The sequence below is a fragment of the Pinibacter soli genome (genome assembly GCF_029961145.1).
GTDB classification, from domain to species: Bacteria; Bacteroidota; Bacteroidia; order Chitinophagales; family Chitinophagaceae; genus Pinibacter; species Pinibacter soli.
The window spans coordinates 1,177,263-1,189,978 of sequence record NZ_JASBRG010000007.1; the positions used below are offsets into that span (position 1 = coordinate 1,177,263).

Genomic DNA, 12,716 nt, shown 5'->3' on the forward strand with positions numbered 1-12,716 from the left:
ATTATTATTTCTGTTTTGAGTCTAATATGTGAACACCCCAATTAAATACGTGAACGCCTCCCACCACTTTAGATTCCTGATTTGATCCCTAAAATGTTGCAGCTTTCATATAAATAGATAATTTGCAGTATGCCTTTAACCAATATACAACCGACTTCAGGCAGCAAAATCAGGCAGATTGTGATGCTGTTTTTGATATTCCAGGCTTTCTGGTTCCTGTTCTATATTTTGTCGGGAACACTGCTGAAAGTGAACGATGTGCATATTGTCATAATGCGCAGGTTCTTTATCCATTGCAATGGTTTCCTTTCATTGTCACTCGGTGCATTTGTTATCTTTCCATACTTTATTGCTAAAAGAAGATTCTATCCCCTTCTTATTATTGTACCTGTAATAATATTTGTCCTTGCCAATGTGGACCTTGCAGGGCAAAGATGGCTGCTGTCGCCCACAAGGCCATTCAAACCCATCGCTAATCTGGGCGGAAAATCGGTAGCAATGGCTACGTTGCAGCTATCGCCAATTGCGTGGTTGTGGTCTACGGTAGGTATGCTGGTGTATATGCTGCTGGGAATTGGTTACGCCTATATGAGAGACTGGTTTGTGAAAGACAGAGAGACAAGAATTTTACAACAGGAAAAAACAAGCGCTGAACTTGCATTACTCCGCTATCAACTCAATCCGCATTTCCTGTTCAATACCATCAATGATATTTATTACCTCGCACTCATTCAATCTGCATCAACAGCAGATGCTTTGCTGGAGCTCTCTGACCTGCTGCGTTATGTTTTACATAATAAAGACGAAAAGGTATCGGTGCACAAAGAGATTGAGTACCTGAAACAATTTATCAAACTCCATCTTTTCCGTTTCACTGATGATGTGATCATACTAAATACAGATATAGACGAACCTGGAAGAGAATGCCTTATCGCGCCGCTGATACTTAGTACCTTCCTTGAAAACGCCTGTAAACACGGACAATTGGGCACAGAGGAAATTCCCATCACAGCGCTGATCGAAATTAAAAACAAGCAACTTTTATATCGCGTAGAAAATGTAATTGACGAAGGAAAAGTAAAAGATGCGACAAGCGGCATTGGCTTACCAAATCTGCAACGCAGGCTTTCATTGCTGTATCCCGGTCACCATACCATTTCTTTGCAGGAGGAAGAAGGAAAATATATTGCAGAACTTCAAATTGACTTAGCTTATGATAACATGCATCGCGATTGATGATGAAGCAAATGCACTCGGCGTCATTACTGAATATGCCAAGCGCATTCCCGACCTTGAATTGGTGCAGGTTTACAAAGACCCTGCAAAAGCCCTGCAGGACATAAGCGCTGGCAAAATACAATTCGACCTTGTGTTTCTCGATATACAAATGAGTCGCATCAACGGCCTTGCGCTTGCGCAAAGATTGCCTCAACACACGAATGTGATCTTAACAACTGCCTATCCTGATTTTGCGTTGCAGGGTTATGAAATGGACGTGGTTGATTACCTGCTGAAGCCTTTCTCTTTTGCAAGATTTGAACGTGCCGTAAAAAAAGTTCGCTCCATCAGCGGCGCCGAACAAAGCTCATCGCCTGCGCAATCATCGCAATTGCTTTCTCCGGAAAAGGACGATTTTATTTTTGTCAAATCCGATAGCCGGATGATCAAAGTAATGCTCGATAGCATTTACTATCTCGAAGGTTCAGGCAACTATGTTATCATTCACACTACAAAAGGTAAAGTAATGGTATTGCAAAATCTTAGGAAATTTGAAGATCAACTGCGTCCGTATAAATTCATTCGCATTCATAAATCGTTTATCATTTCTTTGAATTATGTTGATGTGATTGAGCGCAGTACTGTTCGTGTGCATACGTTCGAACTGCCGATTGGAGAAACTTACAGAGAAGAATTTCATCAGTTTATTGATAAGCAGTACAGGAATTTTTAGGAACTAGAAATCAGGAATTAGAAGTCAACCCCGTTTCCTTACAGATATATCTTCTGTTGAGATTGCTTCGCCCGGTTCTTTTTTATTTATTTTACTTTTTATAATTCAACCATTCATTTTCCACAGGGCTCGCAATGACGTGCCACTCTCGAATTCAGCAGTAACAGGTTGTAGCCTTAAGTTCAAAATGGTAGCGCCGTCATTGCGAGACCCTGCGGAGAGTGGAGATTGTAAAAGGAAATATTCCTGAAATGTAAGGAATGGGTCGAAGCAATCCCGCCCGGGAATATTATTCCTAAGGAAACGAATCAGCGTCACTTGCGTGCTTTCTCCGTTCCAAATTCCCATTTTACCCACACGAACCGTACTATTCCTAAAATTAAATAGAAAGATTCCGATCTTTTCAATTTCTTTGCATCCTTAACAGGAACCAATAACCTGTTATTATAACACCAAACCCAAACCATGATAACCAACCGTACCCAAGCCAATTTTGGCACTCCCGCAATATCGTGCTCACGATCCCGTTATTATCCATTTTTTGCAGACCAGAAAAACGCATAAGGCTCAAAAGGCCATTAATAATGCATTTCCAGGAAATTGCTGTTTTCAATTAGTCAATATTATAGTACGCCTTAGCAGGCTGACAAATCCAATTATATGAGACCAAAACTCTACCTGTCCATTTTATTGTTGTTGCTTACCGGCTCATTATTTTCCCAAACTGTAAAACTTACGGACTGTAATGAAACATCAACCATAACGCTTAGCTGGACCGGCTCCGAATTTTCAGGAAACGGGGTCCAGGGCACTTATCACCTCTATCCCGTTGGAGCCACCTGGATGCTGATGCTCGGAAATGCAGGCGATTTATACTACCATAACCTTGCCGCCGGCCAAACCATTCCTACATCCTGGTACTCAGGAACCACCAATGTATGGGTAAAGGACAATGGCTGTGCCCTATCTTCTGTTACAGTGTTGGCAGGAGCCGATGTAACAACAGGCTCGGCCAGCAGTGTCAGTTTTACAACCGCAACTGTTTCAGGCAATGTCACCTACGCGGGCAACGGCCCAGTAAGCGAAAAGGGAATTGCTTATGGTACAAGCACTGACCCAACCATCGCCGACGGCAAAGTAGCCAACGGTTCCGGCACAGGTGCGATCTCTTCGAACCTTACCGGACTTACGCCCGGCACATGGTACCACGCAAGGGCATATGCGACAAATGCCACAGGAACGGCCTATGGAGCGGAAATCACTTTCCAAACGCCTGTACCTCTTACGGTTGCCAGCGTTACGGCCGCCTCACCCAATCCCACAAATGCATCATCTGTTTTATACACCGTTACATTTAGCGACAACGCTACAAATGTAACGCCAGCCGCTTTTGGATTTACAACAACCGGAGGCCTTACAGGACCGACTGTCACCGGTGTTAGCGGAAGTGGCACCACTTACACGGTAACAGTTAATACAGGCTCCGGAGATGGCGGCCTGCGACTTGTAGTAAATGGAAACGCAATGGGTGCTGTTCCTACCAACTCTCCCTATATTGGAGCTCCATTTTACCAAATTGACAAAACTGCGCCAACGACATCCATCACCGCGAATCCTCCTGCGCTTACCAATTCAACAAATGCAAGCTTTTCATTTACCAGCAGCGAAAGCCCTTCGACATTTGTAGCAAAACTGGATGCAGGATCATATGCTGCACCTACATCACCTCAAAGTTACAGCGGCCTTTCAGCAGGCAGCCACACCTTTTATGTAATGGCCACGGACAATGCAGGCAATACAGATGCAACGCCGGCAACATACACGTGGACAATTGATAACTTGGCACCCGTAGCTCCCGTTGTAGTAACCGTTGCGAATGGCGCAAGCGTCACTACTGCAACACCTGTCTATAGTGGCACCGCGGAAATCAGTTCGACCGTTAACGTCATAGTAGACGGAACTTCCATAGGTACTGCTACTGCAGATGCATCCGGCAACTGGACGCTTACGCAGCCCGCTTCGCTTTCTAACGGTTCACATACCGTAAAAGCCACAGCAACTGATGCAGCAGGCAACACAAGTGCAAACAGCTCAACCAACTCTTTTACTGTTTCGTTGCTTACTATTTCTCCAACAACAGTGCCTTCAGGAACTGTCACTACCGCATACAGCCAAACATTAACAGCATCTAACGGCACGACGCCTTATGCTTTTATAATCACCTCCGGTTCATTGCCTGCAGGTGTAACACTGTCTGCAGGGGGCGTGCTTTCAGGAACGCCTACGGCAGGCGGCACTTTCAACTTTGTGGTAAAGGTTACAGATGCTGCTGCAAAAACAGCAACACAATCATATACACTTACTATAGCTGCTCCGAGTATATCTATGGCTCCAGCCAGTGTACCGGCAGCAAACCAAAATGTGGCATACATTGCTACTGTGACAGCAGCAGGTGGTACTGCTCCATACAGCTACTCGCTTTCTTCAGGCGCATTGCCTCCGGGAATGAGTTTAACGAATACCGGCACCTTATCAGGAACGCCAACTGCAAGCGGCACATTCAACCTTACGATTACCGCCCAGGATGGCTCAACCGGCGCGGGCCCTTACACTGCAAGCAAATCATATTCTTTGGTTGTAAATGCCCTGCCAACGCTCACATTTTCTCCTTTACCTGCGAGTACTTACGGAGATGCCGATCTTACATTAAGTGCTACCAGCACCAATCCCGGACCAGCTATCACTTATACAAGTATGAACACTGCCTTTGCAACTATTGTTAATGGTAACCAGGTGCATATCGTTGCTGCAGGAACGGTTATTATCAAAGCATCGCAAGCAGGCGACGCCAATCACGGCGCACCGGTTGATGTACAACAAACACTCGTAATCAATCCAATGTCGATTAATATTATAGCAACTGCGAAAACCAAAGAGTACGGATCTCCTGATCCTGTATTAAACTACACAACACTGCCTTCGCCTGTGAATGGAGATGTAATTTCAGGAGCGCTTGCAAGAACGGCGGGCGAGAATGTAGGCACCTACAGCATTACACAGGGAACGTTGTTGCTAAGCAGTAACTATACTATTACTTATTACGGAGCGAACTTCTCCATTACTGCTGCACCGTTAACCATTACGGCAGATAGTAAAACAAAAACTTACGGCGACGCCAATCCAGCACTTACTGCAACGTATACCGGTTGGGTAAATGGCGATGGTGTTTCCAGTTTTACAACAGCGCCTGCCATCGCTACAACCGCGACTACATCAAGTCCGGCGGGCAACTACCCTATCAATGTAAGCGGTGCGGTGAATCCAAACTACACCATCACTTATGTTGTGGGAAATCTTGCAGTAAACAAAGCAACGCTGACAATTACAGCTGATAACAAAACAAAAGTTTATGGTCAAAACAATCCACTGTTAACGATTAGCTACAGTGGCTTTGTAAACAATGATGATGCTACTAAATTAACACCGGCAGCAACTGCAAATACATCAGCAACCGCTGCCAGTGCCGTGGGCGATTACACCATTACAGCAAGTGGCGCGGTAAACGCAAACTATACCATCAACTATGTAAATGGAAAATTGTCGATCACTTCGGCAGCATTGACCATCACAGCGGACAACAAAACAAAAGCTTATGGTGCGGCGCTTCCAACATTTACCGCAACGTATAGTGGCTGGGTAAATGGCGATGGCGTTTCAAGCCTCGCTAACGCGCCATCCATTACTACAACTGCAACTGCAGCAAGCAATGCAGGCAACTATCCTATCACGGCAACAGGTGCAGTAAATGCAAACTACAACATCAGTTATGTAACGGGTAATCTTGCTATCACCACCGTTCCGTTAACCATTAAGGCAGATGATAAAACCAAAATATACGGCGATGCCGACCCTGCGTTGACCTACGTTGCAACCGGTTTGGTAAATGGCGATGGCAACAGCGTGATCACCGGCGCATTGAAAAGACTTGCCGGCGAGAACGTGGGCAACTTCCCTATCAATCAAAATACATTGAGCGCGGGTAACAACTACATCATCGCTTACACTGCGGCCAACTTTGCAATCACACCCGCAACGCTGACGATTACAGCTAATCCGCAAACAAAAGTCTACGGAACGGCAGATCCTGCTTTAACTTTTGTTGCAACAGGCTGGAAATATAGCGACGACGTGACCATCGGAAAACTGGCAAGAGTAGCCGGAGAAAATGCAGGCACCTACGCCATACAACAAGGAACAATTGGCGCAGGCGCAAACTACACCATTGCTTTTTTTGGCAATACGTTTACCATTACTAAAGCGCCGCAGCTAATTACCTGGAGCCAGGACCTTACAATAGGCTGTACAGCAGACATAGCACCAATTCAGTTGAACGCAACTGCAAACAGTGGCCTGGCTGTTTCTTACTCCATTGCAAACACGAGTGTAGGAACGATCAGCGGTAACTCGCTTACACCGGTACTGCCGGGCTATGCGGTGATTACAGCAAATCAGGCCGGCGATGCCAATCACTTTGCAGCTCCTTCTGTTACGAACACTGTAAACTACAGATCAGCATCTGCAATAAGACAACACTGGAGCGATGTATTGATGTTTGACAACAGCAGCAACAACTACACCAAATGGGAATGGTATAAAAACAACACCGTGGTGACCAACCAAACTTCGGCTTACTACAGCGAAGCAAAAGCACTAAACGGCACATACTATGTAGTGGCCACCGACAAAAACAATGTAGCGATTCAGTCATGTCCGCTAACATTAAATGGCAGCGCTACAGTTACTGCCGGAATCAAAGTATACCCTAATCCATCTACTGCAGGTTCGAGCGTAACAGTAACTTGTAGCTATACGGCTGCGGCATTGCAAGGTGCGAAAATGGCGATCGTTGATATGTCAGGCAAAGTACAACAGGAGCTTACGAATGTAACGGCGACACAAACGATCGCAGCACCGTCTGCACGCGGCATGTATTACATTACGCTGCTGCTGAAGAACGGAGCGAAAACGAGTGTGAACCTGCTGGTGAAGTAAGCAGTAATTAGAAATTAGTAACTAATAATTAAAGAATTTAAAATCATTATAGGATGAATAGAAAAATGCTCGCAATGTCACTTGGCTTACTGGCCATCACGGGCAATGCAATATCTCAGGAACTAAGCGTCGAAATAAATGGCGGCCTGCAGGGATTGCATTACGATCTTCCCGGCGGCAACGTGAAACCGCAAGCCGGTGGCGCACTGGGCGTTGGATATATGTTTCCCGTGCACAAAAACTGGAACGTACTAACCGGCATTAACGGCGCATTCTATGCAACAAAAGCTACGCTAAATAGCCAGCTCACCTACTCTTCCTTCCAGGTAGATGATATGGGCTCCGCGTTTCAATACAACGTAAAAACAACAGGCTACCAGGAAAAACAAACCTTCATGGCAGTAACAGTTCCGCTGATATTGCAATACCACACCAACGGTGAAAAAATACAATGGTACATCAACGGCGGTGCGAAGCTCTTAATGCCGTTTAGCGGAAAAGCAAAAGCTTCTGCTGACCAGATCGAAACTTCCGGCTACTACCCCGACATGAATGTAGAAGTGAAACAACTGCCTGAACATGGTTTTGGCACCGTTCAAAACTGGAGCGGCACGAGCAACGCCGACCTCAAGCTTGGCGCTATGGCGAGCTTTGCAACGGGTGTGAGTTTCCCGCTCTCTACAGGTATGCGCCTGTACGCAGGTGTGTATGCAGACTATGGCCTTACCAACGTTTACAAAAAAGATGGCAGCGGTTCTATGCTTTCATATAGCGCCACCGGCGTAAATAATATCGTGCCCGGCACCGTGTTGAACATGGAAGCAGCAGGAAACGCCTACCCTAATGCATTTGGCATACAAGTGAAGCTTGGTTTTGACCGCAAAAAATCGAAGTCTGCTCCGGCCGCTCCTGCCGCAGGCAAATCGGCATCTACTACAGGAAAATCAGATTCTGTTGCAAAAACATCGGTTCCTGCATCCAAAGTGCAACCTGAACCAGAAGTGAAGAAAGACAGCCAGACAACTGCTGTGCAACCGGTAGAACAAGTGAAGCAAATCGCTCCGCCACCGCCGCCACCTGCTGTTATGTCAGACGAAGAAATGGGAACACTACAGGACCCTGTGGCGTTTGGAAAAATCGGCAGCACCGACGTTCCTGAGGCACTCAAACCGCGCCTGGATAGCATCGCCAACATTATGAAAAAATATCCCACCATGCGTGTATCTGTCACTGGCCACACCTGTGATATCGGGTCTGACGAAACCAACCAGAAAATCGGCCTCAAACGCGCCCAGGAAGTGGCTGCATATCTTGCAAACAAAGGCATTGATGCCGATCGTATTGAGGTGACATCCTTGGGCAAAACAAAGCCGTTGATGCCAAATACGAGTGAAGAAAACAGAAGAGTGAATAGAAGAGTTGAGATAATGGTGTTGTAGAATTTTTATCAGAGATATAAGGCCCGCAGCGATGCGGGCTTTTTTGTTTTTGGGAAAAATTTATTAAGTTCACAAACGTCCCAAATCGTCATTTTTCAATTTCTTAAAATAAACGGATGTAAAATTTACACATCATTTTTCATGCGACATTTAGTAATCCTCATCAAGTTCACAATCTTGTCAGCAATTTGTTTTGGACAACAAAATAACACCTATATAGAAAGCCTTTTATCTGGCAAGTACTATCCCGAAAACAGGCTTATCAAAAACAATCATATAAAATATGTAATCGATAGCTGCGAACTTACTCTTCCTGGCGAAATGAATATTAAAATTTATGACATTCTTGGAAGATTGATCGGAGACATCAACTATCCTATTGATAGTTTCAGAAACCCGTTTATTTATAGAATTAGCGGTGACACCACTTATCGATTAAAATACAACGACGAAAAGACTGCCCTTCTTGGATTTGAACGATTTATTCAAAACAATAAAGGACAAGTTCAAAGCTACCTCGACTGTTACAACTATTATGGCAGGAAAGACAGCTATTATGTCGGCTATGAAGAGTTTTTCTACGATGAAAAGAATCTCCTTAAAACAAAATTGACCTATTTCAAAGAAGACTATCCTGGAAATGTATCTGATCAAATCGAAATCAAACCAACGAGTTTGGAACTAAATGATGTAGTCTATTACTCGTATCAAAATCTCAAAGGCCAAACCAAACTTGTAATTGGAAGGCATGGTTTGGGAAAAGCAGAATGGCGCAAAACAGACAGCGCAATTTATGACAAATACAACAGGATAATCCGGCTAAATTCTTTTTCAAAGTCGGGCACAATTGGCGAACTGGTACATAACAATTTAAACAGAATTACGGAATATATTTACACAGACACCTCACTGGAAACTATCAATTACGAAGTATACTGCGATGCCCCTCCACCAAACATTGACTGTTTTCCGTATACTCAAACCAGCAAGGATATGGAACTAATCATTTACAATAAAGACAAATTAAAGCGAGCAGTGTATGGCTTTTACGCCAACGGCAAAAAGTACTTGATCGATAAATTTGAATATCATTGCTACTAATTCGAGTTTTCGAACTTTGAAAACAAATCCTTTTCGACGTCGGCAAACTGTTAACTATATATGAAATTACTTATGAATGATAAGCTGACAGATTTCAACACGGATGAAGCGAAAGTATTCGAACACCTTGCATGGGTCGTCTGACAAATATTAAAGCTTATGACAACAAACAATAATAAACCCTGGCCCTACCCCGATTCCCTCGACGCTCTCATCGCGTCACCCCAGCACCACAAGCTCTTATTCGAAAATGAATTCGTGCGGGTGCTGGATACGCTTATTCCACCGGGCGAAACAACGGCGATTCATACGCATCGATATCCGGCGTCTACTTACATTTTGAGTTGGTCGGATTTTGTGAGATTTGATGACGAAGGTAATGTGATGCTCGATACAAGAATGCTTGAAAAAAAGCCCGGCCCGGGAGCTGCCAATTGGGTCGAAGCGCTTCCACCACATGTTTTGCAGAATGTTGGCACGCAGGATATTCATGTGATTAGCGTGGAGCAAAAAATCGAAAAGTTATAGTTAATTTAAACCGACTGCATTAACCATACACGTCTGTGAATACTCTTAAAAAATAATTGGAAACAATATTCCCCAGAACAACTGAAGAAGACCGTTAAACTAATGAAAACTAAAATTCCCGCTCTGCTGATTTATTTGAGGCTCGTGATTGGCTTGATATTGATCTTTCTAAGCTGCCTGCATTTTGATGGCTATAAAACAACTGCAATCATTCTTTTAACCACCGGATTATTGACAGATATTTTCGACGGAATTATTGCAAGACAATTAAAAATATCAACGCAAAAACTCAGACGCTTAGACTCAACCATCGACCAAATATTTTTCATTTCGGTTGCAATTGCAACATATATCCAGTGTCCTGATTTTTTTAAATCAAATGCAGTAAAATTGGGAATACTGATTATGTTTGAAGCATTGACATATCTGGTAAGCTTCTTAAAGTTCAAAAAAGAAATTGCCACGCATTCCATTGGCGCAAAAGTATGGACACTGTTATTGTTTGCAACGCTAATTCAGGTTATCGTGCAATGCCAATCAACCATATTATTCAACATATTATTCTGGGTTGGCTTGCTGACCAGAATTGAAATTGCGGCGATTATTCTCGCCTTAAAAAATTGGACAAACGATGTACCTTCATTCTATCACGCCTTAAAGCTCAGCCGTGGAGAAGAAATAAAAAGACACAAAATGTTTAACGGCTAATGCGATATAGGAGCATTGCAAAAGCGAACTGATTCTATTAAATTGTGCAATATTATTATCCTACCCTCTACCATTAAACTTTATAAACTTAAACGAAAATGAAGCACTTTCTTGTACTTGCTTTCGTAGCCTTACCCATTACAATGCATGCGCAAACCCCAATCGCCAGAGGCGTTACAATCGCATCAGACAGCACAATAAAAGTGATTTATAGAAACAAGCTAAAACCTGTAACACAAACCGCGTACTACCTGAACGGCACTTTTTTCGGTAGCTCAATGCCATCCATCAACCCAAATACGATAGAAAGCATAGATGTCCTCCACGCAGACACGATCAACGGCATTCAATATAACGGTAAAATTCTCATAAAGACGAAAGTCAGTTACACACCCAAACCAATTACCCTGAATGAACTAAAATTCAAATACACAAACATTACGGACAACCCAGTTGTATTTATGATTGATGGCGACATCATCAATGCCGATTACGACAAATATCTTATCGACGAAAACAATGTACTTCAAATCATTGTGGACGAAATTAATAACCCGAAAGAAAAACTTCAGTTGGAATTTGTAAAGGTTTTAACGAAGACCGAAGAAAATATTAAGAAGTCAAAAGAGATCAGGATTCGAGGCAATGAAGTGACAAGTAATAAATAAAGGCATTTGCAATAGCATCAGCCTCCGGACAAATCCTATCCCGAAAACTTTCCCAATGCTTTTCTCTCTTCTATCACGCCCGTCATTCAATTAAACCCAAAAGCATATGAAACAATGTAAACTTTTGTTCATCGCAGCCCTCGTATTAAGTTCATTTAGTTTAGCAGCACAACATTCTACAGACGCTACGAAAATCAAAGAAGTAGAAGCCGCCGAATCGCGGATGTTTAAAAACATGAACTTCACGCATTATAAGGAATATTACAAAACCGACGTTGCTGATGATTTTTTTACCATCAACGCGGATGGCGTAACGGCAGACAAAGCGCAGTCCTTCGCGGATACCGCCCGCATGAAAATGGTTGAATTGGGAAATCTCAAACTGGTCGACAAAAAGATTAGAGTGTATGACAATGTAGGCATCACCAATGGCCGTGGCCAGGTGTATGTAGACAACATGCTTGTGGTGGAATTTTTATACACCGCAGTATTTGTAAAACGCAATGGCAAATGGATGTACACCAGCTGGCAGGGAACAATGTCAAAAGATTCCCCGAAGATTGGTGCGCCTCAGCAATAAAAAATTAAACCTCCAGTTGCTATGAAAACTTTAAACCGGACAATGAAAATTGCAAACTGCATTTTGCTAATCGCTTGCGCGGCCATGCATCAGGGTTGTGGGCAAAACACTAAAAACAGTTTTACCATAAAAAAAGCTGAACAAAAACCGATTGTTCATCACGACGTCGACTCAGAGGACACTGCAAAAACATGCAAATGCCCTGCTCAATTTGAACTAAGTGACAGCCTTCTTCTTACACACATTAAAGATGAATTTTACAAAAGTCAAACCGGCCATCTGTATGAGAACACAATTGGCCTGAGAGAAGTTAAGGACCATCTGACTGAAGTTGAATATTTCAATGGATATTTTTGCTAGGAAGTTGATCCGATGACTTTTGAACCTCGACGGCTGGTATGCAAAAGATAAAAACAACGTTTATTACTACAGACCAGTAAGCGGTGGAATGCAAATTTCAAAACTTGAAGGCGCAGATACCAAAACTTTCAAACTGCTGCAAGGGCATTACCAATATGCAGTGGACAAATACTTTTTCTATGATGGAACGCAGGTCATTGAAGGGTTTAATCCCGCCAAAACCAGACAGCTACTTAACAACAAAGGACAAGTGACGGCAATTATCAGCAACAACAAAAGATTCAAACTCGACCTGAACTGAGCAAGCATGAAGAATGGGAACAAACATC

At 43.4% G+C, this 12,716-nt stretch carries 11 protein-coding genes; all 11 read left to right on the plus strand.

The features are described from left to right. The first annotated feature begins 129 nt into the window (after positions 1-129). The 11 genes from QJ048_RS15450 (at position 130) to QJ048_RS15500 (ending at position 12,688) form a co-directional block, all read left to right on the plus strand. Positions 130-1,236 carry a sensor histidine kinase gene (locus QJ048_RS15450; protein WP_282335296.1) on the plus strand — a complete coding sequence of 369 codons (1,107 nt, stop codon included), beginning with the start codon at positions 130-132 and terminating at the stop codon, positions 1,234-1,236. After that, the gene (locus tag QJ048_RS15455; RefSeq protein WP_282335297.1) at positions 1,214-1,951 is read left to right on the plus strand and encodes a LytR/AlgR family response regulator transcription factor; all 738 of its coding nucleotides are present in this window, start codon (positions 1,214-1,216) and stop codon (positions 1,949-1,951) included. Before QJ048_RS15450 ends, QJ048_RS15455 begins: the two co-directional genes overlap by 23 nt. 660 nt (positions 1,952-2,611) lie before the next feature. Next, entirely contained in the window at positions 2,612-7,003 is a 4,392-nt protein-coding gene (locus QJ048_RS15460) for an MBG domain-containing protein (RefSeq protein WP_282335298.1), read from the plus strand. Positions 7,004-7,056: 53 nt separating this feature from the next. Continuing rightward, positions 7,057-8,442, plus strand: a complete 1,386-nt coding sequence (locus tag QJ048_RS15465) for an OmpA family protein (RefSeq protein WP_282335299.1) — start codon at positions 7,057-7,059, stop codon at positions 8,440-8,442. A 141-nt stretch (positions 8,443-8,583) separates the two neighbouring features. Continuing rightward, on the plus strand, positions 8,584-9,543 hold the full coding sequence (locus QJ048_RS15470; protein WP_282335300.1) for a hypothetical protein: 960 nt from the start codon (positions 8,584-8,586) through the stop codon (positions 9,541-9,543). A gap of 159 nt (positions 9,544-9,702) precedes the next feature. Further along, positions 9,703-10,071: a cupin domain-containing protein gene (locus QJ048_RS15475; protein ID WP_282335301.1), complete on the plus strand. Its 369-nt coding sequence runs from the start codon at positions 9,703-9,705 to the stop codon at positions 10,069-10,071. Between the two features lie 102 nt (positions 10,072-10,173). Continuing rightward, positions 10,174-10,779, plus strand: coding sequence for a CDP-alcohol phosphatidyltransferase family protein (locus QJ048_RS15480; RefSeq protein WP_282335302.1), 606 nt, complete (start codon positions 10,174-10,176; stop codon positions 10,777-10,779). 98 nt (positions 10,780-10,877) lie between these two features. Beyond that, positions 10,878-11,447: a hypothetical protein gene (locus QJ048_RS15485; RefSeq protein WP_282335303.1), complete on the plus strand. Its 570-nt coding sequence runs from the start codon at positions 10,878-10,880 to the stop codon at positions 11,445-11,447. Between the two features lie 106 nt (positions 11,448-11,553). Continuing rightward, the gene (locus QJ048_RS15490) at positions 11,554-12,027 is read left to right on the plus strand and encodes a nuclear transport factor 2 family protein (RefSeq protein ID WP_282335304.1); all 474 of its coding nucleotides are present in this window, start codon (positions 11,554-11,556) and stop codon (positions 12,025-12,027) included. Between the two features lie 21 nt (positions 12,028-12,048). After that, positions 12,049-12,387 (plus strand): hypothetical protein, encoded by a 339-nt coding sequence (locus QJ048_RS15495; protein WP_282335305.1) that lies wholly within the window; start codon positions 12,049-12,051, stop codon positions 12,385-12,387. Between the two features lie 19 nt (positions 12,388-12,406). Beyond that, entirely contained in the window at positions 12,407-12,688 is a 282-nt protein-coding gene (locus tag QJ048_RS15500; protein ID WP_282335306.1) for a DKNYY domain-containing protein, read from the plus strand. The last annotated feature ends 28 nt before the right edge of the window (positions 12,689-12,716 follow it).